Source organism: Marinomonas ostreistagni, assembly GCF_016461785.1.
GTDB lineage: Bacteria > Pseudomonadota > Gammaproteobacteria > Pseudomonadales > Marinomonadaceae > Marinomonas > Marinomonas ostreistagni_A.
Genome location: NZ_JAEMUH010000014.1, coordinates 1 through 23,188 on the forward strand (window position 1 = coordinate 1; position 23,188 = coordinate 23,188).

Genomic DNA, 23,188 nt, shown 5'->3' on the forward strand with positions numbered 1-23,188 from the left:
TTAGCTATTTTATATTTGTTTTTTTAGAGATTTTATCATTCTATTTATATATTTATAATGTTTCTAATAGAACTGGCAATGAATTATCTAGCTCGCCAATAATATTAATGGTGTATCTAGCAATTCCTATAGCATTTGCGTTCTATCCGATATACTTCTTTAATAAAAAAACATTGTTTTCAAAGAAGTATGATTAATTGAGATACCCATCTTAAAAAGTGACTGGTACTTCAATTCTAACCAGCGCCAAACAATCAGCCAGCTTCAATCGAAACTGGCTTTTTTGTGTGTATTTGCTGGGGAGTTAGCTTTATCTGCGCTGTTTTGACTAGTTTAAGGCGAGTGGGGGGGGCTTACCAGTTAGGTAATCGTATAAGAGTTGGGGAGATTTGTTAGAGCAGTAGTTGTTTGGCTTTGCGGATTTTGGGCCTTCGTTTATAGCCGGCATTTTGGTAGTAGCTTGATAAGATTATTTCAGTACCTACAACAGCTAAGGTATGTTGTTTAAATTTAATGGCGATGGTGTGCCAATTTTCCGATGGGATGTTGAGGCGTTGCAGTATGGGGACAAATGATAGATCGACGCAGACATATTTATCTTATGCGGCCAGTGAGGTCAACAAGCTCTAGGCAGTCTTACGGTTTAGAACTGGCCTTTAGACCGGTTTTCTTATTGATTGCCTTCAAAGTTAGCTTTATTTACAATGCTTATATTAAATATATTCAATTTTTATCTATGAAAATTTTATTGTTACTGTTTTTTGCAGCTTGTATTAGTGGATGTACGGGGTTAGCAGTTGGTACTGTCGGTGTTTTTGAAAGAGAAAACAAAAGCTTTACTAGTAAAGAATTAACCAAACAACAATTCATCTCTAAAATGGGAGAGCCTGATGATATTTGGAATTATAAAAAATGTGAGGTTCTAACCTATTATGATGGATATACATGGGGAGGAATAGGGGCTTTTGTTTTAATTTTACCTATCCCATTAATGCTTCCAACTGGATATAAAGAAACAGACTTTTATTTTATTGACAATATATCCGTACGAGAGATTTACGAGTTCAGTGATATCACAGCTTCTTTTGGCTATACATGTGGAAGCAATGATTGCTCATGGTTAAACCCTAAAGGAAACACACACGACAAAAGAAAAGTAGAAGTTAGTTGGTGTGATTAAAAAACAGGAAGTTAATTGAGGCACCCACCTTAAAAAGTGTTCGTAGTATCCCTAGCCTTTTCCAGAAAAATAGTAATTTTTAGCTATTTTTCCTGAAACTTGAGTTTCGATGTTTTCAGTTTCCAGAAAACTAGTCACTTCTTTAAGGTGTGCTTTCAATGGAAGGAGAGGCTGATATCTTTCAGTATCAAACTCGTTTTTGCCCCAAAGCTTGCCAGAGGTATGTAAACAACAATTACATAATCTAATCACAATCTAGGTACGAACTTGTCCAGGTGAAACTCCAGTCCATGTACTGTACGCCCGAATAAACGAGTTTACCTCTCGATAACCCAACAAGAAAGATACTTCAATGAGTGGTAGCTCGGTTTCATTCAAGTAATGTTCGGCTAATTGCAGGCGTACTTGCTGTAGGAGGGTTTGATAACTAACCCCTTCATTAGTTAACTTTCTTTGTAAAGTGCGTTTGCTGACTGCGATGTGAGACGCAACAGATTCTATAGAGCTTTCACCTTGAGGAAGTAAATCTAACAAAATTTTAGAAACCGCATCAGAAGTCGTACCACGATGGGTCACTGCCTCTAACCTCTGTTTTAACTCACCATCAAAAACAGACAGCATCATCTGATTATCAGTCAGGAATGGCATTCGAGCGTCTTCAGCACGAAACGTAATGCTTGTTTTGGAACCTTGGCGAATGGGACAACCAAAGTAAGCTTGATAGGCACTCAGGTTTTTCGGCAGTTCTTGCAGAATAATCTCAACGGGTTGTACGTTTGACCGAGTAGCAAGCCGTGTCAATTGAGTGAAAAATACTAGCTCCGTAAGGTTAAGCATGCTCGGCAGTTCGCCGTCATAGCCGTTACAACCGATATCAATACGGGTGTGTTGCTCGGTTTGTTCAATAGTGAGCAACATTGGCCCGATTAGAAGTTTGTATTCCTGAAGCCGTTTGACTGCCGCATTAAGGTTCGCGCTGCATATTGCGGCTAATATTGGAGCATCAAATGACTCAAAACTCATAACTTGCGCAAACTTTAGCCCGATATCAATGCCTTTCACCTGAGCGGCAGCTTCTATACCATGCCATAGTTGGAAGTATTGAGACGGGGTTAGTTGCACCTTATTTTGGTCAAATAACCTTGGTGGCAGTTCGGCAAAACCTAATATGTGTTGAAGCTCTATTCCCAAGTCATTAAATAGCACTTTCCAGTTTGGAGGTATAACAAACTTACTCGCTCTTTTCATCGCACTTCTACTTATTGATACTGCAGATACCGACTATATCAAATGAGCCCGCTACTTTATTTGGTGCTCTTTTCCATTGTTTGGCGTGATATTTTTAACACAAGCTTGCGCGGTAAAAACGGAATAACCCAGTTAAGCATGAACTTTAATGAAGGCTCATTAAATGCCACTAGCTCACCTTTTTCCATAGCGTTATAGCCGCACTCTGCAACAGAGCTTGGTGTTTTTGCATTTTCCCACGCATCAACGCCTTCTAAATTTCCCGCTTCTACAAACCCAGTCGCCACAAAACCAGGGCATAGTGCCGTCACGGTTACACCGTTATCTTTAACTTCTTCTGCTACCGCCTGACTAAATGAGGTGACATACGATTTTGTTGCGTAATACACCGCCTGTAATGGACCTGGCACGAATGACGCGGTTGATGACACATTAAGGATTTTACCTTGCTTACGTTCAACCATGCCTTTTAGATAAAAGTGCGTAAGGTTAGTCAATGTTACCATGTTCACCTGCATCATTGCTTGTTCATCGGCCAGAGAGCGTTGATGGAATTTGCCGTGGCCACCAAAACCTGCGTTGTTAATTAGCGTATCAACTTGTAGAGAGCGCGCTTCGGTTTGTTCAAATAGCGCTTGAGCTGAGCTCGGTTGAGAGAGATCTAAAGCAATGACAGTGACCTGAATACCATACTGATTTTCTAGTTCTGATTTAAGGTCATTGAGTTTTGACTCAGAGCGAGCTACAAGTATCAGGTTACCACCTTTGCTTGCGTGAATTTTTGCCAGTTCAAGACCGATACCGCTTGATGCGCCAGTGATTAATGCTGTGTTTGTCATGCTGAGTGCCTATTTCGTATGCCATGATTTGCTTAGCGTCGTAAGCTGATGGATACATTATAGGCTCTCAAATCGAGCCACTAAACATCCAATGACGACAGTGTTCAATCAGATCGTGCCAATCATTCAGTATTGAATCGAAGCCTGCATCTTTTGTTTGTCTATCTCATTTTCTATTGGGAATGTAGAGGGGAAGTGAGTTTGGCTACATTCATATCTGCTGAGTATATGGTGGTAATACCTGAGGTAATCCAAAGGATCAAAGTATGTTTTTGTTCGTGACTCACTTTTGTCCAAAAACGAGTTTGGTGCGGATCAGTGGTAGCTGTGATCCGTGGTAGCCCACTTTGGAAGAATATTTAGTGTGCTAGATAGGTGTTACTTGATTGGTACTACTTGGTTTCTTTCTATCTTAGCAATTTACTCTCGAAGCTCTGCAAATTAATTAAGACACCCACACTAAAAAGGAAAAAGTTATCGAGACAAAGACTCAGCTCTGATCAGAACTCCTGAAAAGACTGTTTAATGGACTAAAAGAACGAATGCTTACGCATTTTATCAAGCATTAACTCTCGACAGCCGTCTTCGTCTAGGTTAAAAATTTTTGTATGTAATGGCTTGGAGATGTTTACAAAAATATCGACGAGGTCTGGATCAAAGTGGTTTCCTTTTCCTTCTTTGATAATGGATATTGCTTTTTCATAGCTAAAAGGGGGTTTGTAGGGGCGCTCAGAACACAGCGCATCAAAGACATCAGCAATGGCGAAAATACGCGCATTTTCTGGAATGTTTTTAGCTCTTAACCCGTTGGGATAACCACTTCCGTCCCATTTTTCATGATGTCCTTCAATGATGTCTTTGGCGTCTTTTAGCCATTCGATGCCATCTACCATGGCACATCCTTCCTGAACATGAGTTTTCATAATGGACATTTCTTGATCGTCTAGCTTTCCGGGTTTTAGCAAGATGGTATCTGATATGGCAATTTTGCCAATGTCATGTAGGTAACTTCCCAAGATAAGTCCTTTCATGTCTTCTTTGCGGAAGCCTATTGCCTCGGCAATCTCAGTGGCGAGTAATGTTACTCGGTAGTTGTGTGCTCCTGTATCACAGTCGCGCAGAGTGATGGTTTTTCCGAGGGTAAGCATCATATCGACGTTGCCTTGGGTAATGGCGTTTGCTTGGCGTACTTGTTCTTTGTTAAGAAACAAAATGATTGGATATATAACCGCAGCACAAAGCCAAACAGCACCAACTGCAATCAGTGCACCTAATAGAGAAAATTCGCGGATAGAGGAACGCTGCCACTCCGGCACAAGACGAACACCTTCAAAATAGCCCCAAATATTGTCACCATCCATAATTGGAACAAAAGTTCGTAAGAGCCAGTCGCCGTTGTCTAGGGTTAAACTTTGATAAGACGACTTAATGTAATGAGGATCAACATGACCGGGGAGTTTAGTCTCAATTACTGCACCAGCTTTGGTCAGTGATTCCGATATTTTGCGGGCGTCTTTATTGTACAACTCTGCAATATCAAACAATCCAGTGCTAAGTGACTGTGTAACTTGATGTGCTTTTTGTAGCTGCTCTTCACCAACCGCCTCGATCAGCCCCGATTGTTTTACGGTATTGCGGCTGACTTCCATTGCGAGATCAACTGCTTCTTTTTCGGCACCTTCTACCGCAATAAACCATGCAACCAATCCAGCGCCTAGACTAATTATAAGACTTGCAACAATAATACGAAGAAAAGCTTGTCGAGCGAAGTACATACATAGACTCCCATTTCAATCTCTGAATAGTAAACCGTGTAGCTTAAGAAAAGCTTAAGTAAGTTATCGAGACGCCCTTCATAAAAAGTGACTCAGTTCTAACCAGTACTAAACAGCTAGCCAGTTTCAGTCGAAACTGGCTTTTTTGTATGTATTAGCTAGGAAATTGGCTTTATTTGAACTGTTTAGACTTGTTGATCTTGGGCCTTCGTTTGTAGCCAGCATTTAAGTAGTAGTTGGAAAGTATGGTTTCGGTTCCAATGGTGGCGAAGGTATGTTGTTCAAATTGTGTGGCAATGCTGATTAGTTGTTTTCTGGGTTTTGGCATACTCAAATCCTCTATCCTTGAGGTGTTTGGATAAGTTTAAAGTATAACTGTATGAATATACAGTTATACTTTTTAGGCCACCGTTTAGGCCATTATTAGTGCTGATTAATCCAGCCCAAATTTGAAAGGTGATTGAATCAGCTCTGTGCAAATAATGCATCTTAATTGAGGGTTTTTGCTTTCTAAGTTGCTTGCTTAAGCCTTATCCCTCTAATGTGATGTCAAAAGAGGGATTTTTTATGACGAAGCGAAGTTTAAATAGAACCCTAATATGGGTAGGTGTGATTGCTCTACTGTTGTTGGTAATTCACCTGACACTACCTTACTGGTTGACTAAGTTTTTGAATAAACGACTTGAGAATATGGAAGGATATAAGGGCCATATTGATCATGTGTCACTGCAATTATATCGAGGGGCATACCAGCTTCATGACCTATCCATCGTTAAGGTGGATGGCACCAAACAAGTGCCTTTTGTACGGGTGACTGAAATCGATATCTCGTTAAGCTGGAGAGCTTTATTTAAAGGTGCTGTGGTGGCTGATTTCGTGTTTGATGAACCAGAAGTGAATTTTGTTGATGGTCAGTCAGAAGAGCAGAGTCAATCAGGGCAAGGTGCTGATTGGCGTAAAGTGGTCAATGACCTAACACCTATCGTTATTAACAAAGTAGAGGTTCATGATGGCACGATTGCTTTTCGCAACTTTCAATCTACACCGCCTGTGAACATTCAAATTAACAATGTCCAAGCGACGCTGAATAATTTAACGAATGTGGATCAAGGCAACGGTAGGGTAGCGACCTTAGATGTGACGGCCAATGCCTTAAATGATGCAAAAATGATCGTTAATGCGGAGCTAGACCCATTTGTGGACGATGATTTTATTGTTGCTTTACGCTGTGAAGAATTAAGTTTGCCCATGTTCAATGACCTAGCAAAGGCTTATGCGGGCCTTGATTCTAAAGGGGGTACAGGTCAGTTGGTGAGTGAAATACAGGCAAAGGAGGGGGCTTTAAGTGGTTATGTTAAGCCTCTTTTTAAAGATGTAGATATCTTTGACTGGGAACAAGATGTAGAGGACCAGAAGGACAACCCATTTCAAATAGCTTGGGAGGCGATCGGTGGTGGTGTGGCTGGTATATTGACCAATAGTGATAGTGACAAAGTAGCGACAAGATTGGATTTTTCAGGGCAACTGGATAATCCTGAAATTGGAACTTGGCAGACCATCAAAAATACCTTGAGCAATGCATTTTTAGAGGCCTACAGCACAAGGTTCGAAGGGTTATTTAAATCCAGTACTCAAGAAGCAGCCAGTGATGTGAACACTTAATTCTTTTCAACACTGGCTGTAACGCCTACGACATTATCAAGCTAGCTCTGTATTGGGGTTTTGTTTGGTTTGACGATAAAGAACCAAGATAAAGCCCCGAGTGCGTAACAGATAAAGACGACGATCGCCATCGAAAGCAAGCTGGTGCCATTAATACCTGTTAAAGGGGATGAGATGCCACCAAAAGCAAACATGGTGGTGCCTAAGATAGCGGAGCCGACCCCTGCATTTTTGTGAAGTTGCTGCATGGCTTTTGAGTTAACCAACGTCGCTAACGCACTGGTAAAGGCAATGGTCACCATCAAGATAGGCATAACAATTACCAAAGAACTATTTAGTAAGCTTGTCATTAATAATGCCCCAGCGCTTAAGACGGCAAGTACGATGGCATAGTTAATAACGGTAGTTTCTCCATGGTGTCTGGCAAATTTCGCTGCGATGGTTGCCGAGAGAATCATGCCAAAGCCATTCAAACCAAACACATAGCTGTAGGCTTGTGGAGATAGTTCAAATTGCTCCTGAAAGACGTATGAAGAAGCGGCAATGTAAGCAAACATGCCAGCAAAGACAAAGCCTTGTGCGAGACTCATCCCAACAAATGGACGATTACTTAAGACACGCTTCATTCCAGTTAACATTGACTCTTGGCTGACTTGATCCGGTCTAAGTGACTCTTTCAAGCCGATTCCTGACGCCAATAATAAAGCCCCTGCGATGACGGCTAAGCTAATAAACAAACCTTGCCAAGGCGTGTATTGCAGTTGAAATCCGCCAATAATGGGTGCTGCTATGGGAGCTAATCCGTTGACAGCCATAAGCAGTGCAAAAAAGCGTGTTAGATCAGAGCCAGAGTACATGTCGCGAGCAATAGCACGGGACAAAACGGCACCACCGGAGCCCGCTAGCCCTTGAATAAAGCGAGCGATGATCAGCTCATTGATATTGTCTGCCATGGCGCACCAGACTGAGGCGCCGATAAATAAGCTTAATGAAAGTAATAAGGGCACTTTGCGTCCAAACTTATCACTCACAGGACCAAACACTAACTGACCAATACCTAGCCCAAATAGGGCGGCAGTGAGGGTTATCTGAGTAGTGGCCGATGTTGTGCTAAGTTGGGAAGTAATATCGGGAAGTGCTGGCAAATACAAGTCAGTACACAATGGACCAAGACCGGCAAGTAATCCAAGAATAATGACTAAAAAGGTTTTCTGATTAAGCATAATGTTCCGTTAAAAGACAATTATAGTTGATATAGTCAACTATAATTGTCTTTTAACTTTTATGTAAGCAAAAATCTAAGTAAATAGAGTGCAGCTTTTGGTTTCTGCCCACGTCGATTCACTGCTACCTCTATGTTTCTAGAAAAGCCAAAAACCAAAGGGACATTCAACCAGATTATGCTGTGTTACCAACTTTTGTATGGCAGAAATTTACCATTCATTGTAAGCAGGACTCGATCTCCTTTTGGGTCTTCAATTTTCTCAATGTCCATACTAAAGTCGATAGCGCTCATGATGCCGTCGCCAAATTTCTCTTGAATGACTTCTTTTAGTGTTGGCCCATAAACGCCTACGATTTCATATAAACGATATATTAATGGATCAGTTGGTACTGTTTGATCCCAAATTTTTGTCGGGTAGGCTTCTAGTGCACTGGCAACATCTTCCCCCAAGCCAAGATACTCTGCAATCGCTGTGGCTTTTTCTTTCGGTGCGCTGTTCATACCAAGGCATGCTGAGGTTAACCAAACTGGAGACATACCCAAATCATTCCCCATCGTTTCCCAAGTTAGGTTTCTTTCTAATTTTGTAGCAATAATTGTTTCGGTCATAGTGACTTTATCCACGGCATAGCTCCTGTATTAAAAAGTGGCAAATATGTTGTGACTGAGGTATTCATGCCCACAAATGAGGGCAAAACAGAGTGTAAGTATCTGTATTTAGGTATGTAGCAATGAAAATGCCAAGAGCACTGCAATAGAGTGAAAGTGGAGTGAGCTGATACTACGGAATAGGTAAGAAAGTCTTACGTTTTCAAAGGATCGTTAATATTGTCATACCTCCAATACCTCCAATACCTCCAATACCTCTTCCTAGAGATACCAGAGGAAACTATCTGAAGTTTAACATTTTACTGGGGAGCGGGATTTCGAGTGAAAGATTTCTAATCGTTATAACCCGTTGCTGCATTCTGTTTAACTTTATCTGCCGCATCGTCTGTGACTAAGTTCAACGTCAGTGCATGCTCTACGGCATCACCAGCGTCACGTATGAATGCAAATGGGACGTTGCAATCAGAAAACTCAGCTACGGCTGACATCATTTTTTCAGAACGAGCATCTGGTTTTAAATCACGGATATATACCGCAAGGATTCTATCTGGGTAGTCTTTTGCAACCCTTAAATAAGCGTATACATCTTTTTGACCTGAGTCTCCGATTAATACAAGTTTCAGTGTCGGATACGTTCTTAGAATGGTTTCAATACGATCGGTCTTGTAGCTCTCATGGCTGCTTTTAAACCAACGATCTTCACGCAAACCAAAGTCTTTTAAGAGCACGGGGCCTTTTGGAAGCTGGTGAATATGGATGAACTCGGCAATCAAGTCATAAATATTCCAAGGGCTACTCGACACATAATAGAAAGGGTTTTCTGCTTTGCCTGAACGCCCTTTGTGTAACGCGTTGTAGAATTCAGACGTTCCAGGCATTAATTCTCGGGTATGGGCATTGTTCATCAACACAGTTTGAGTGTGGCGAAAGAAGTTTGTGGCGCCAGTATGCATGATGGTGTCATCCACATCGCTGACAACGCCAAACTCAGTGCTTTCACTGAGTAAAGAGACTTCTGCTACGCTGTGTTCTTCAGCTTTTGGCAACTTAGGATCGGTGGGCTGTAGGATCAATTGCGTCCAAGGATTTTGTATGTATTGCTTGTCCTTTGTATGCCAACGAAAATTGAAATAGCCATGAGCATCCGTTGTTACAGTGCGAACCTCATCTCCCAGTATCATATTGATTTTAGTGAAAGGAATTTCATCACTGCGGTAGCGGCGCATCATGTGCAACATGTTTTTTAGACGGCTATCTTCAAGGTGGCCTTGTATTCTTTTTGCTTCCAAAAGCCTGCCCGCAATCCATAGGCACTCAGTCGTTCCATAAGTTATATAGGGTTGTACGATAACAGGAGAGTATCCACGCCAACGTTTTAGGCGGTGCTTTAGCTTGTCGTAACGTCGGTTTAAGCGATATACCCATTTTCGAGTAGTTTTTTGCATCCTAAATCCCTTAACTACAGGTATTTATGAATTAATTTATTGGCCGTAAGGAGGCTATCAGATGCTTTAATCATAGTAAAAGCACTACTATAAATTTATCGGTTCAAAGGAGTTGTGTTTGTGTATCATAAATTTGAGAAATCTCATGATATGGAAGTATTTATTTGATCATGAACAACTCGTAATACATTATAAATCTATCAAATTAATGCTGGTAATTTTATGGAAACGCAGTCTCTGAGTAACTTAATAGGTAAACACGTCATAGCCGTTCTGGGAGCATACCCCAAAGCTATGGAAAAGATGGATGTTTATATCTGTGGTGTTGAGATACAAAATGATTCAACCTTAATGGTGCGATTTCCAAAAGGGCATACTCTGTATGTTTCGCAATCTGTAACGATACATCTAGATAATAGAACAGGGGTTTCGGACTACGATGCAGATCTTGCGGTTTACCGTTGTTCATTCAAGGGTAGGGTAATAGCTGTCAATGAATATGATGCCATTATTGAGGCAATAGACTATCAAGTTTATTACGGTATTTCGGTAGCAAAAGAACTCTCTGTTCCTGATTATCAATTTCCCGTTGATGATAGAAGTCTGAAAGAGTTACCCGTCTCACCGCTGATAGAAGCACCACAAATGGATTTGGAAGAACATGATAATAAAATTGGTGTGCTGCTGACCTATGCCCAGTCCCAGCCACACACTACAGTAATGGCGTTTTTATCGTCTGTTGATGATGATATTTTCTTTATCACTTTGCCAAGTACTTTTAAGGGGCAGCTACTACAAAAAGATAACCGCTGCTATTTTGCTATTGATGGCCGTTCTACATTTACGTTCGAACATGCAATTGAATGGAATTACAGTATTGTAAGTGGAACGGTGTATCAGGTGCCGAAAGACTCTTATCTATTTGCGCAGGTTCAAGAGCTGTTTATAGCAAAAAATCCTTGGGAGATGGGTTTTTTTAGCCTGCCAGATATTGAGATGTATCACCTTAAGGCTGGCCATGTGGTTTGTCCGAAAGCATCAGAGCTGAGCTGTTAGACAGCTATCAGGTTAAAATAGTGTTTATGATTTAGATGTTAGAAATTTTACTAAAAATGGGAGCTAATTTAGCTCCCATTTTGCTCAATGTTAGTCGGAAACCGTATTCCAAGGAAGGTGCCCTGGTGCTGCATCCACGAAGTTGAAATATTGTTCTAACTGATCAATCAGATCACGGATCACCTCATCTTGGCTACAACCAAATAGCTCATAACCTAGAGCACCATTTCGAATGTAAACATCCGCCTGCCAGTGAGTGTCGTATTTTGAGTTTTCACTGTGCGCTTCTGGTATTTCATGCTCTGTGGCGATGACTTGGTAATAAAAGTCTAATTTGTCATCGCGCTCTAGCTGAAAGGTTACGCCATTCTCTTCTCGAGTGATGTTGGCATTCCAGCCATGGGCAGCAAGCTCTTTTTGTACTTCAACCATAGCTGGGTCAACGACTTCTTTAATGAAGTGCGTGACCTTTGCTTCGCCTGGGAATTTAAAAAGAGTGCTGAGACGTTTACGCCAGTTCCCCTCGTTGCTAAAGGCCCGAGTAGGTGTTGCTGCGGCTTCAACTGCGGCGCCTCGATGCCCTTCAATCACCAATGCTCGCCACAAGCCTGCTGCAGCGATCAGCATGATAATGGCAAACGGCAAAGCAGCAAGAATACTCATGGTTTGCAATGCACCCAAACCACCTGCTAGTAGCAATGTGGCGGCTATGACACCCTCAAGAGACGCCCAAAATACTCGTTGCCAGATTGGAGTTTCCAATGCACCACCTGAGGCCAATGAGTCAACAACCAATGAACCCGAGTCGGACGAGGTAACAAAAAAGGTGATGATCAAGAAAACCGTCACAACAGACAAGAATGTTGAGCCTGGTAGTAGATCATAGAATTGAAAGAGAGCAACCGAGTGATCCGCTTGAACTTCACCAATCAGTACGTTTTTGCCTTCTTCCATGATCAAGTGTAAGGCGGTATCACCAAAGATCGAGAACCAAAGGAAAGTGAAAACAGTCGGCACTGCTAGCACACCAATAATGAACTGTCTGATCGTTCTACCGCGGCTGATTTTGGCAATAAAGAGCCCAACAAAAGGTGCCCAAGCGATCGTCCATGCGAAGATAAACAGTGTCCAGTTCCCGATCCAATCACTTTGTGTATAGGCTTGTAGGTTAAAAGTGCGCTCAACAATGTTGCTCAAGTAGGAACCTGTATTTTGCACAAACGCATCAAGGATATGGATGCTTGGCCCGACAAAGAACACAATCACCATGATGAATACGGCTAAGCCCATATTTAAAATGGATAGGTTTTTCACCCCTTTATCCATACCGGCGACCACTGAACCGATTGCCGCCAATGTGATTAAACCAATAGCGGTAATTTGAACGGTTGTGCTGATAGGAATGTCACTCCAAAGATAGTGTAATCCCGCATTAATTTGTGTGACGGATAGACCAAGTGTTGTTGCTAAGCCAAATAATGTACCGAGTATGGCGAACACATCGACTGTATGACCAATCGGCCCATGGATACGATCACCGATTAAAGGATATAAAGCTGAACGGACGGATAAGGGTAAACCATGACGGAAGGTGAAGTAGGCTAAGACTAGCCCCATTAAACCGTAAATGCCCCAAATGTGTAGCCCCCAATGAAAGTAGGCAATTTGCATTGCTTCTCGCGCTGCATTAATGGTTTCAGGCGTGGCGCTAGGCGGCTGAGAAAAATGTAGTACGGGTTCTGCTACCCCAAAGAACAGCAAGGCAATACCGTAACCAGCAGAAAACAGCATAGCGAACCAAGCGGGGAAGCTGTAATCAGGATCGCCGTGATCGGCACCTAGTCGAATGTTGCCCCAGCTACTGAACCCAATGCACACCAGAAAAACCAGAAATACAGCGGTAGCAAGCATGTAAAACCAGCCAAAAGTGTTGGTTATCCAAGCCAAGGCACTCTGAAAAGCTTCTCCCGCAAGCTCAGGATTGCTTAGAGTACCAATAATTAGAAGTAATGTGATAACAGCAGTTGGAACAAATACTGGTAACAGCATTGCCCCCGTCCCTGCCTTTTTAATTTGATTCATGGCCGATCCTCCTTTATTAAAAGTTTACAAATGGCAGGGATGAAGGCAACTAAAGTGAGCGAAATATAGTTAGAGATCTAATTATTTTCTTGGTTGTATTGAAATAGGCATAAAGTGAGGCGGAAAGATAGGAGAAGGGTTGAGAAGGTCAAATCGAGTTCATGGATATATTAGGTAATTTGATTATCATATATACCAAATTTACTTGTTTTAACAACGGCTAACCAAGCAACGGCGATACTTAGCTGGGGTAATTCTCATAATGCCGCGAAACTCTCTAGTGAAGTGTGATTGGTCACAGTAGCCGCACTCCAAAGCGATTTGAGTCATGCTCTTGCTTGTGTCCATTTTGATGGCGGTCATTGCTTGCCTTACACGATAAATACGTGCGAGATGTTTCGGTGTGATGCCACATTGCTGTTTAATATGTCTTTCTAATTGACGTTGACTAAGTGGGGTTTCATCAAGCGCATCCATAAGGTTTTGTCGTTCAGCAAGTCGCTGAATAAATGCATGCGTAAAATCGGCGATATGATCTCTCGAAAATGTGAAATCAAAATATGGTGCCAAGGCTTTTTTAAAGTCTAATAAATTGTTGCACTGTGTGACTTGTTTAGAGATACAACTTAGATTGTCGATTTGGGTTAACGGGTGGTTTAGCGCTTCAAGCTGTGAGTAGCCCGCCGGTTGAAAGCGTATTCCAAACAGCATCATTTTATTTGAATAAGTGAATTTTTTCGATTGCAGTGAATGCCTCTGAATATCATAGGGCTGCATGATCGGTTTATCGTCAACTTTAGCGTTGCCTCGCTTTAAAAATACGATACCTGATCCGGCATCACTTGGCAGCCAAATCTCACCGTCAGTTGTACTACGTGCAAACCATATAGATTGCACGTAGTACCCTGTATCACCCTGAGGCGACTCTATTTCAAGGAAGAGCGGTTCAGCCATTGAATTCCACATTAGGCTTAAACATTTTGACGACACGGTTCCAGCTATTGATGGCATTGATTGCTATGGTCAAGATTACCAATTCCTTGTCGTTAAATTCGCTGGTTAGTTTGCCGTAGAAATGATCATCTATCTCGTAAGATTGCGTCAGTTTCTCACACAGCTCAAGCGCTAAACGTTCTTTTGCATTATAGAAGGGCATATCTCGCCAAGCGCTTAGCCCTATGATCCTTTTATAATCTTCTCCCAAGTGTTGAGCCTCTTTAGTGTGCATGGCAATGCAGTAAGCGCACTGATTAATTTGTGATGAGCGAAGTTTGATTAATTCCCAAATAGTTAAACCAAAAGAGATTTCCGATTGTTGCTTTATCAGTTCTTCTTGCTCAATCAAGTGCTTCAGTAAAATAGGGGATGTATTGAAATAATCAGCTCGTTTCATAATGCTTCTCCGTTTAGTTTGGAGGCATTTTAAGGGCGATAGGTGGGCAATAATTGAATAAAATCGACGTTATAAATACTCAGGCTTGAGTGACTTGTTTACCCAGAGTAAGCTGACTGGATATACACAAACAAGGATGCCCCAATGATTACGCCTATTTACGCTGCTTTACTAGCATTGCTATATGTTTATTTAAGTGCTCGCGTTATAAAGTTACGTATGAAATATCAAGTCGGCATAGGGGATGGGCAGCAAACGTTGCTAACCCGTGCCATTCGAGTGCAGGGTAATTTTGGTGAATATGTACCATTCGCGCTGTTATTGGTGTGGATGTACGAAACGTTGAGCGGTGGGCCGATTGTAGTTCATCTGTTGGGTATCGCGCTCTTGATTGGACGCTTACTTCATGCATACGGTGTAAGCCAAAAACAAGAAGTCTTGAAATACCGTCAAATTGGCATGGTTATGACTTTTTTGGTGATTGTTGTAAGTGCTTTGTTGTTGCTGTTTAAGGCGATCATTTAAAAACGTGGCACTTTTCGTGTCAGAGTATCTAGTTTTCTGACACTAACGCTCCTAAAGAAAAACCTGACACTTCTGAAACTCTGCCGCGCCACCAAACTCCTCTATTTTCAGGAATTGGGGAGCCTGAGGTGTGGAAGAAGTGAGCATTTTTTAAGTGTATGTAATTTGGTGGCATGCTATGACTGGTCGTAGTATTAGAAACGTAGATTTGGCCATTCTTAGCGAAAGCTTTTTTTACTTTTTCAGCTGCTTCACCATGAAGGCCAAAGGAGAATTCCTCGCCAAAGCCTTCAAAATACTCTTGTCCACCAATCAGCGTACCTGAGATTAGAAATCCCCCAACTGTTAGCGTGATATCAAAAGCAAGCTTACCGCTGTTTACGATTTCAATCAGGTCTTGGAGAAACCAATCCTTTCCATCCATGTTTACTACCTCGGCGGCAGCTACCTTTTGCTCACTCATAGAATAAAACTCGCTAACCTTAATTTTCTAAACTAAGTTAACAACATAGACCATTATGAAAGAAGTGCCAGCTTGAAATATCTAGCAATGTATATTTAGCAGGTATTTTTTTAGCCCAATTTTGAAGTTTTAAGGAAGCCTTGATCAAAGTGTTGTTTCACGTGGATGAAATGTGTGATGTTAAACCAACTTTGACATTGTATTCGAGGCATCTATGGAACAGGTTCTATCCCTTTCTGAATGGCTAATTCATTGGGGGGCGATTATAACGTTCGCTTTATTGTTTTTGGGCATTGTGTTTTTTTGCATTCTATATGTGATCGATGTTCGACAAACGCAGCACACTATTCGTCGTAACTATCCCGTTATTGGCAGGATGCGATACATTCTCGAGCATTTAGGTGAATTCTTTCGCCAGTATTTTTTTGCTTTTGATCGAGATGAATTACCTTTTAATAGGGCTGAACGTTCTTGGGTATATCGAGCTGCCAAACATGAAGATACGACCCAAGCTTTTGGCTCTACTCGGCCTTTAGATCAAAAAGGTGAAGTGTTCTTTGTCAGCAGTACCTATCCTAAATTAACGGAAGAGTTAGTAGAGCCCAGCGCAATTTGTTTTGGTGAATTTACTGCTCGAGAACCATATCGAACCAACTCAATTATTAACATTTCTGGCATGAGTTTTGGCGCTTTGTCCAAGCCTGCTATTAAAGCGCTTTCAAAAGGTGCTGCTAAAGCAGGAGCTTGGATGAATACGGGGGAAGGAGGCTTATCGCCTTATCATCTGGAGGGTAACTGTGACATTGTTTTCCAAATTGGTACGGCTAAGTACGGTGTTCAGGACGACCATGGTCACTTGGATACAGAACGCTTAAAAAATATTGCTCAACATAAGCAAGTGAAAATGATTGAGATAAAGCTTTCTCAGGGGGCCAAACCAGGAAAAGGTGGTATGTTGCCAGGTAGTAAAGTAACCGCTGAGATTGCCGAAGTACGTAACATCAAAGTAGGGGAAGATTCAATCAGCCCTAACCGACATGTCGATATTGCAAATACTCATGATCTGCTTGAAATGATACATAAAGTTCGTAAGCTGACAGGCAAGCCAACGGGTATAAAACTTGTCGTCGGTGAGCTTGATTTCTTTGATGAACTTTTTAAGCAAATTCATCAGCGTGGTTTTGAGTATGCTCCAGATTTTATTACGTTAGACAGTGCCGATGGAGGGACGGGCGCAGCTCCTCAGACATTAATGGATTACGTAGGTATGACCGTACGTGAAAGTTTGCCTGCGGTTGTCAATCGAGTGACATCTTATGGACTCCGTTCACGTATAAAAATCATTGCCACAGGTAAGTTAGTGGTTCCCGGTAAGGTTGCTTGGGCGTTTGCAATGGGGGCTGACGCAGTGGTAAGTGCTAGAGGTTTTTTGTTTTCAATTGGTTGTATCCAAGCTTTAAAATGTAATCAAAACACCTGTCCAACAGGTATAACAACTCATGATGAGAAGTTACAGAAAGGGCTGGTGCCAGAAGAAAAGGCTGAACGTGTAGCAAATTACATTAGTGAAATGAAGCACAGTGTTGGCTTGGTGGTTCAAGCATGTGGTGTGGATGAGCCTCGACAGCTGACAAGAAAGCATGTTCGTCTCATAGAAGATCAAAACCATTCAGTTCGTTACGATGATGTAGACCCTTTGCCAACAGAGGGGGCCAGCCTAGAAAATCATCCTTCATAGATCAGCGAGATTTATTAGCGATAATGTAAGTAAAGTTCTAAATAATGCTATGGTGTTTACCAGAGCGATTGATTACACTCGGCTTGTTTAGGGGAGTAGCCTTCTTCAGTCATTGAAGAGTAAACATCAACAGTCTCCAAGCATCTGCTTGTGGTGTTTACGTACTTAAGTGTATTGGCAAGACTTAAGCGATATTTGCGCGCGGACAGGGCGTAGATGTTGCTTGAGTAAATGCCTGTCCGCTAACAAGAGTACGTACAGTGAAATCCTTCCTTTCTAAAATGATCAGTATCTCTATCTTTGCACCCACTGAGTTATACAGTGGAGGTAAGCCATGATTTTACCTATTGTCGCCATTATCATTGGCTTTGTCTTACTTATCAAAAGTGCGGATAAGTTTGTAGAAGGAGCTTCGTCAGTCGCGCATCACAGTGGCATGCCACCTTTATTGATCGGTATGTTAATCGTTGGGTTTGGTACTTCCGCTCCAGAAATGGTTGTTTCAGCCATGGCGGCAATGGATGGCAATCCGGCTTTAGCACTTGGTAACGCCATTGGCTCAAACATCGTCAACATTAGCTTAATCCTTGGTGTGACGGCTGTTCTAGCGCCCATTGCGGTACATTCCAATATTGTTCGTAAAGAGCTTCCTATCCTTGTGTTTATCTCATTGGCTCTTGGTGTGATGTTGTGGGACTTTGAGATCAGTACCTTAGAAGCTTACGCACTTTTAGGCATATTTTTTGGCGTGTTCGGTTGGCAGATCTACGCTGGATTAACGGGGAAAGGGGATACCTTAGAAGCAGATTGCGAAGCGGATATTGGATCGGCTGCAACATCATTATCAAAATCCATTTTGATGTTGACGCTAGGGCTTATTGTGCTGGTTGCAAGTTCTCGACTGTTGGTTTGGGGGGCTGTTGAAATTGCAGCTGCATTAGGTGTAAGTGATCTGATTATTGGCTTGACCATTGTTGCTTTAGGAACTTCTTTGCCGGAACTGGCTGCATCGATCACCGCTGTACGTAAAGGTGAACATGACTTAGCCATTGGTAATGTTGTGGGATCAAACATGTTTAATACACTGGCAGTCATTGGTATCGCTGGTGCTATTCAGCCTATTTCTAATATCGGAGCTGAGGTGTTCTGGCGTGACTGGTTAGCGATGATTGTTTTGACTGTTCTCTTACTGCTGATGTCCATTAAAATCGGCAAATCACGTACCATTAACCGTTATGAAGGTGGTGCGTTGCTATTAACGTACGTTGGCTATAACGCATATTTAATTTCTTCAAGTTTTTAGGTTTGTATCATGACTGTCCAGGAGTTTAATAAATGGATACCTTGTTAGCGTTTTATCACACCTATGAGAATCAGATCTTCAATATGGGTAAAAATACCTTGCTCACATTGATGATCTTGGTGATCGCGTCCCTGCTATCAAAAATGGTTAAGAAAGGGGTGTTTGCTAGCGTTTCACGGCTGAGTAAGAACGATGAAATTGTGTCTGCTTTGTTATCTAAAGTTGCCGCCTATGCCGTGTTTTTGGTGGCAATGGTCATTATTTTAGACTTGTTTGGCGTGAATACAGCAAGTTTGGTTGCATTAGTTGGTGCCGCTGGTTTGGCTATTGGTTTGGCATTGAAAGATACACTAAGCAACATCGCTGCGGGCATTATGATTTTGTTTTTAAAGCCGATCAAAAAGGGCGAGTTCGTAGAATTTAGCGGTACCATGGGCACAGTAAAAGACATTGGTTTGTTTACTTCTATCTTTGAAACCGCCGATGGTTTGTATATTTCTAGCCCAAACAGTGCGGTATGGGGATCTACTATTAAGAACTTTTCTCGCAATAGCCGTCGGCGAATGGATATCACTGTGGGGATTTCTTACGATGATTCCATTGATGTGGGTATGAAAGCGTTATTGGATTTAGCCAATGAGGTGGATGTGCTTCTTAAAGACCCTGCTCCTCAGGTGATTGTTCATATGCTTGCTGATAGTTCGGTGAACCTTCAACTGCGTGCGTGGGCGCCAACGGACAAGTATTGGGAAACATTCTGGGCAATGCAGAAGGATGCCAAGCTTCGCATAGAGGAAGCAGGGCTTACGATTCCGTTCCCTCAACGAGATCTTCATATCTACAACCATGCGCCTGGACCACAAAGCGCTGTACAATAAATAACCCGAAAGATTTTAAAAGGCCTCCTATGAGGCCTTTTGCGTTTTAAGGTTCAGTCATCATGGTATTTTCAACTTCATGACATTTCGTGCACGTTATTAATATTTATAGCAATTTATCTTCCATTAAGTACATTCGATGGAGTCTCAAGCAGCAACACGACAACGGCATCAAATTAAGCGAAGATGATTTTTATGGATAGCTTAAGGAGATTAAAGATGAGCAAAGATGTAGCAGAGGTAATTGTTGAGACATTAAGTAACGCAGGTGCAAAGCGATGCTATGGTGTAGTTGGAGATACGATCAATCATTTCACAGATAAAATACGAACATCTGAGTTGGAATGGGTGCATGTAAGGCACGAAGAAGTAGGCGCTTTTGCAGCAGGCGCAGAGTCTTACATGACACAAGAGCTATCAATTTGCGCTGGAACTTGCGGTCCAGGAAGCTTGCATTTTATCAATGGCATTTTTGAATCTCATCGTAATGGCTCTCCTTTAGTGTTTATTGCGTCAAATGTTGACCGTATGGAAGAAGGCCTTAACTTTCCACAGGAGGTCGATCAAAAGCAAATTTATGAGCAATGCTCGGTATTTTGTGAAAGGATTTCCCACCCTGACCAAGCTTGTCGAATTGTCACTCAGGCAACTCAAGCAGCATTAGCTAACAAAGGTGTCGCAGTGGTCGTTGTCAATGGCGATATGTTCAAGGAAAAGGTAAACGATCATTTGAAATGGACAGTTAACCGAACATCGCCCGTGACTCATCCTAACGAATCCGAGCTTGGGCAATTAATAGATCTGATTAATGAATCTAAAAAAATTACCTTGTATGCGGGTATTGGCGCTAGAGATGCTCGAAATGAAGTGATAGAGCTTGCTAAGCAACTTAATGCCCCGATTGTTCATAGCTCAAGATCAAAGGAATTTATTGAACCAGAAAACACTTATCAAGTTGGTATGACTGGCATATTGGGCAATAAAGCGGGTATGGAAGCCGTTTTAGACTGTGACCTCCTGCTATGCCTTGGGACAGATTTTGCCTACACACAGTTTTACCCTACTAATGCTAAAATCGCGCAAATTAACCTAAATACTGAACATTTAGGCAAACGTTGCCCGATAGATTTAGGGCTGACAGGAGATGTCCGATCTACTTTGAATATTCTGCTCAATAGATTAACAACTCAAAAAAGTGATGCGCATCTTAAAAAAGCATTAAACCAATGGCGCCATGATTTGGAAGGATATCGCAAAGAGGAAGAGTCTAATTACTCATTAATTCATCCTCAAACAGTCACACGAAAATTAAACGAATATGCTTCTGACAATGCAGTTTTCACTGCAGATGGTGGCTCACCAATGGTCTGGCTATTAAGGCATTTAGAAGCCAAAGGAAAAAGAAGGTTTTTAACCAGTCTTTCTCATGGAACCATGGCAAATGCCTACCCACAAGCTATGGGCATAGCAAAAGCTTATCCAGAGCTGCAGGCTATTGCATTGTGTGGTGATGGTGGAATGACAATGTTAATGGGGGATTTATTAACACTTGTTCAAGAAAATATACCAGTGAAATTGCTGATATATAACAATGAGTCTCTGGGTTTCGTCGAAATGGAACAGCGGGTAGAGGGGCAATTAGACAGTTTCACCAAACTTCAAAATCCTGATTTTGCAAAAGTTGCTGAAGCGATCGGTTTAGATGCCTGGCGAGTTGAGGAGCCAAAGGAAATTGATCATGCAATGAAGCAATGGCTTGCATCAGATAAACCAGCACTACTTGATGTAAAAAAGTCAGCCCAATGGAGCTGGTGATGCCTCCAAAAATTGAAGCAGGGCAAGTTGCATCAACCGCTTTATTTGGTATTAAAGCGGTCTTAAACGGAAGAGCTGATGAGGTGGTTGATCTGCTTAAAGATAACTTCATCCGTTAATTTCATTTGATCCCCCCCATGAAGTAGTGACGTTTGTTGCTGCTTTATGGGGTTAGGCAATTTTAAAGTAAAGGGAATTAATATGGCATTTTTAAAATCCATTGAACAAACGACAAAGCGAGCGATTAACTCCAAACACATGCTTAAGGGGATTACTCTTGCTTCGTTTCTTGAATCCATTATCGTGCCCATTCCGTTAGAGGCTGTGTTGGTCCCTTTGCTTCAGGCACGTAGAGAAAAAATATGGCTGATCGCATTCATGACAACCTTGGGTTGTATGGTGGGAGCATTAGTTGGTTATGCCTTAGGTTACTACTTATTTGACCTTGTCGGTGACTGGGTCATACAAACCTTTTCTAGCCCTGAGCAATTTGAACAAGTTAGCAATAAAATGGAAAGCCAAGGTTTTTGGTTTGTTTTAACGCTAGGGATTGTCCCCGTGCCGTTTCAAATCGCCATGCTGGCTGCAGGAGCAACGAAGTATTCATTGATTGGGTTTATCGCTGCCACAACGATCGCTCGCTCTATCCGTTACTTTGGCTTGGCCTTAGTTGTATATTTCGCTGGAAATCAAGCAGAAAGCCTTATTCGTAAGTACAAAACAAAGGCAATTATCGTTCTGTCCATTTTAGTTATCGTGTTGTGGTGGCTGTCATCTTTCCTATAAAGCTCACTCGAAGGCATCTTTTGACTTAGACGAGGCATTTTTAGTTCATAAAAGCCCCACATGTGGTTGCTGTACAGGATGGGTTGATCATATGACGTCACATGGTGCACATACCAAGATCCAACATTCTGATAATCTAGCGGGATTAAAAGCCGATTTAGGCATACCTGCTAATGCTAGATCCTGCCATACCGCCGTGTCTGATTCTGGTTATGTTTTCGAAGGGCATATTCCAGCAAAATTTATCCAGCAATTTTTAAGTAAGCCCGTTTTAGATGCGAAAGGGCTGGTTGTCCCTGGAATGCCTGTTGGATCGCCCGGCATGGAATACAACGATCAGTTCATGCCATATGTTGTTTATTTACTTAAGTCGGATGGGGAACTCGAAGTGTTCGAGAAAGTTAACTCACTAGCTGATCAATCATAGACGATAGATAAATCGAATATTCGTGTGTCGAACGCTGCTGCATAGCAGCGTTTTTTTTAACAAGATAGAAGTCGTAAGCTAATGTTAATTATTGTAGGCTTCTGATAAGTAAAGGTTTTTATAAAAAATATTTCTTTAGATGTGGCTCTGATCAATTGCTACAAAAAATTATCAGTCTTTTTACTTAGCACTGGTTGAAAAAGAATGAAAACACCCTTAGGTTATTAGTTGTGACAATGAAACGCTAAACGTCCCTGAGTAATGGGATAGGAAGAAGGAATTATTATTATGTATACATTAGATATCAGCGGTCACCATGTTCACACTACTGAAGAAGTTCAGAATACAATCAAAGAGGGAATGGATCAGCTAGCTGACATCAACAGCCATATTACTTCTATCAAAGTCATAGTTAATTCAGAGAGCCACCAAAATAAGAGTGAACTAATTCTTGAGGCACGAGTTCACATTCCGGGTCACGATTTATTTGCTTCTGTTACGACTGATAAACAACTTGGCGTAGCAGTGGATACTTTAGTCGAAAAACTTGAGAAACAACTTCTCAAACACAAAGCCAAACACGAAGGCCGAAAACATCATCCTGATGCTCGTGATGTAGAGACAATAGAAGAACGAGAAGAGCAAGAAGAGTTTAATGAGCTAGATCGCCGCGATGCAATCTAAGTGATTTTTATATTTTTCAAGAATAGAAAAGGGCGCTTGTAAAGCGCCCTTTTTT

At 41.7% G+C, this 23,188-nt stretch carries 22 protein-coding genes and 1 riboswitch; of the genes, 11 read left to right on the forward strand and 11 right to left on the reverse strand.

What is annotated here, in order from left to right:
* Nucleotides 1-571: 571 nt before the first annotated feature.
* On the forward strand, nt 572-1,180 hold the full coding sequence (locus JHD44_RS14285) for a hypothetical protein (RefSeq protein WP_199463445.1): 609 nt from the start codon (nt 572-574) through the stop codon (nt 1,178-1,180).
* Between the two features lie 255 nt (nt 1,181-1,435).
* On the opposite strand, the gene JHD44_RS14290 is transcribed toward JHD44_RS14285, so the two are convergent.
* The 4 genes from JHD44_RS14290 to JHD44_RS14305 all read right to left on the reverse strand — a co-directional run bounded on the left by JHD44_RS14290 (nt 1,436) and on the right by JHD44_RS14305 (nt 5,370).
* On the reverse strand, nt 1,436-2,428 hold the full coding sequence (locus JHD44_RS14290) for an AraC family transcriptional regulator (RefSeq protein WP_199463446.1): 993 nt from the start codon (nt 2,426-2,428) through the stop codon (nt 1,436-1,438).
* 56 nt (nt 2,429-2,484) lie between these two features.
* Nucleotides 2,485-3,267, reverse strand: a complete 783-nt coding sequence (locus JHD44_RS14295; protein WP_199463447.1) for an SDR family NAD(P)-dependent oxidoreductase — start codon at nt 3,265-3,267, stop codon at nt 2,485-2,487.
* A 530-nt stretch (nt 3,268-3,797) separates the two neighbouring features.
* Nucleotides 3,798-5,042 carry an HD-GYP domain-containing protein gene (locus JHD44_RS14300; protein ID WP_199463448.1) on the reverse strand — a complete coding sequence of 415 codons (1,245 nt, stop codon included), beginning with the start codon at nt 5,040-5,042 and terminating at the stop codon, nt 3,798-3,800.
* A 172-nt stretch (nt 5,043-5,214) separates the two neighbouring features.
* Nucleotides 5,215-5,370: a hypothetical protein gene (locus tag JHD44_RS14305; protein ID WP_199463449.1), complete on the reverse strand. Its 156-nt coding sequence runs from the start codon at nt 5,368-5,370 to the stop codon at nt 5,215-5,217.
* Nucleotides 5,371-5,609: 239 nt separating this feature from the next.
* On the opposite strand from JHD44_RS14305, the gene JHD44_RS14310 reads away from it, so the two are divergent.
* Entirely contained in the window at nt 5,610-6,704 is a 1,095-nt protein-coding gene (locus tag JHD44_RS14310) for a DUF748 domain-containing protein (protein ID WP_199463450.1), read from the forward strand.
* 41 nt (nt 6,705-6,745) lie between these two features.
* Here the strand turns inward: JHD44_RS14310 and JHD44_RS14315 are convergent, their stop codons facing one another.
* From JHD44_RS14315 to JHD44_RS14325, 3 genes are all read right to left on the reverse strand, one after another.
* The gene (locus tag JHD44_RS14315; RefSeq protein ID WP_199463451.1) at nt 6,746-7,927 is read right to left on the reverse strand and encodes a multidrug effflux MFS transporter; all 1,182 of its coding nucleotides are present in this window, start codon (nt 7,925-7,927) and stop codon (nt 6,746-6,748) included.
* Nucleotides 7,928-8,112: 185 nt separating this feature from the next.
* Nucleotides 8,113-8,553, reverse strand: a complete 441-nt coding sequence (gene cynS, locus JHD44_RS14320) for a cyanase (RefSeq protein WP_199463452.1) — start codon at nt 8,551-8,553, stop codon at nt 8,113-8,115.
* 317 nt (nt 8,554-8,870) lie between these two features.
* Nucleotides 8,871-9,983 (reverse strand): App1 family protein, encoded by a 1,113-nt coding sequence (locus tag JHD44_RS14325; RefSeq protein ID WP_199463453.1) that lies wholly within the window; start codon nt 9,981-9,983, stop codon nt 8,871-8,873.
* Between the two features lie 222 nt (nt 9,984-10,205).
* Here JHD44_RS14325 and JHD44_RS14330 point away from each other — a divergent pair, with 222 nt between their 5' ends.
* Complete coding sequence (locus JHD44_RS14330) at nt 10,206-11,039, forward strand: hypothetical protein (protein ID WP_199463454.1); 834 nt, start codon at nt 10,206-10,208, stop codon at nt 11,037-11,039.
* A gap of 90 nt (nt 11,040-11,129) precedes the next feature.
* On the opposite strand, the gene JHD44_RS14335 is transcribed toward JHD44_RS14330, so the two are convergent.
* The 3 genes from JHD44_RS14335 to JHD44_RS14345 form a co-directional block, all read right to left on the reverse strand.
* A complete protein-coding gene (locus JHD44_RS14335) occupies nt 11,130-13,121 on the reverse strand; it encodes a BCCT family transporter (protein ID WP_199463455.1) in 1,992 nt (663 codons plus the stop codon).
* Between the two features lie 210 nt (nt 13,122-13,331).
* Nucleotides 13,332-14,075, reverse strand: a complete 744-nt coding sequence (locus JHD44_RS14340; protein WP_199463456.1) for a helix-turn-helix domain-containing protein — start codon at nt 14,073-14,075, stop codon at nt 13,332-13,334.
* On the reverse strand, nt 14,068-14,514 hold the full coding sequence (locus JHD44_RS14345) for a carboxymuconolactone decarboxylase family protein (protein WP_199463457.1): 447 nt from the start codon (nt 14,512-14,514) through the stop codon (nt 14,068-14,070). The genes JHD44_RS14340 and JHD44_RS14345 overlap by 8 nt, the downstream gene beginning before the upstream one ends.
* A gap of 144 nt (nt 14,515-14,658) precedes the next feature.
* Here JHD44_RS14345 and JHD44_RS14350 point away from each other — a divergent pair, with 144 nt between their 5' ends.
* A complete protein-coding gene (locus tag JHD44_RS14350) occupies nt 14,659-15,039 on the forward strand; it encodes an MAPEG family protein (RefSeq protein WP_199463458.1) in 381 nt (126 codons plus the stop codon).
* A 28-nt stretch (nt 15,040-15,067) separates the two neighbouring features.
* Here JHD44_RS14350 and gvpU read toward each other — a convergent pair whose 3' ends face one another.
* Nucleotides 15,068-15,502, reverse strand: a complete 435-nt coding sequence (gvpU, locus tag JHD44_RS14355) for a gas vesicle accessory protein GvpU (protein ID WP_199463459.1) — start codon at nt 15,500-15,502, stop codon at nt 15,068-15,070.
* A gap of 214 nt (nt 15,503-15,716) precedes the next feature.
* Here gvpU and JHD44_RS14360 point away from each other — a divergent pair, with 214 nt between their 5' ends.
* The 7 genes from JHD44_RS14360 (at nt 15,717) to hpf (ending at nt 23,133) form a co-directional block, all read left to right on the forward strand.
* Nucleotides 15,717-17,240, forward strand: coding sequence for an FMN-binding glutamate synthase family protein (locus tag JHD44_RS14360; protein ID WP_199463460.1), 1,524 nt, complete (start codon nt 15,717-15,719; stop codon nt 17,238-17,240).
* A gap of 88 nt (nt 17,241-17,328) precedes the next feature.
* Nucleotides 17,329-17,495: riboswitch (yybP-ykoY riboswitch) on the forward strand.
* Between the two features lie 79 nt (nt 17,496-17,574).
* Nucleotides 17,575-18,543 carry a calcium/sodium antiporter gene (locus JHD44_RS14365; RefSeq protein WP_199463461.1) on the forward strand — a complete coding sequence of 323 codons (969 nt, stop codon included), beginning with the start codon at nt 17,575-17,577 and terminating at the stop codon, nt 18,541-18,543.
* 32 nt (nt 18,544-18,575) lie between these two features.
* Nucleotides 18,576-19,421 carry a mechanosensitive ion channel family protein gene (locus JHD44_RS14370; RefSeq protein ID WP_199463462.1) on the forward strand — a complete coding sequence of 282 codons (846 nt, stop codon included), beginning with the start codon at nt 18,576-18,578 and terminating at the stop codon, nt 19,419-19,421.
* Nucleotides 19,422-19,616: 195 nt separating this feature from the next.
* Nucleotides 19,617-21,236 (forward strand): thiamine pyrophosphate-dependent enzyme, encoded by a 1,620-nt coding sequence (locus tag JHD44_RS14375; RefSeq protein ID WP_233402166.1) that lies wholly within the window; start codon nt 19,617-19,619, stop codon nt 21,234-21,236.
* A 201-nt stretch (nt 21,237-21,437) separates the two neighbouring features.
* Nucleotides 21,438-22,022 carry a YqaA family protein gene (locus JHD44_RS14380; protein WP_199463463.1) on the forward strand — a complete coding sequence of 195 codons (585 nt, stop codon included), beginning with the start codon at nt 21,438-21,440 and terminating at the stop codon, nt 22,020-22,022.
* A gap of 91 nt (nt 22,023-22,113) precedes the next feature.
* Nucleotides 22,114-22,449, forward strand: a complete 336-nt coding sequence (locus JHD44_RS14385; RefSeq protein WP_199463464.1) for a DUF411 domain-containing protein — start codon at nt 22,114-22,116, stop codon at nt 22,447-22,449.
* 288 nt (nt 22,450-22,737) lie between these two features.
* On the forward strand, nt 22,738-23,133 hold the full coding sequence (hpf, locus tag JHD44_RS14390; protein WP_199463465.1) for a ribosome hibernation-promoting factor, HPF/YfiA family: 396 nt from the start codon (nt 22,738-22,740) through the stop codon (nt 23,131-23,133).
* Nucleotides 23,134-23,188 lie beyond the last annotated feature (55 nt).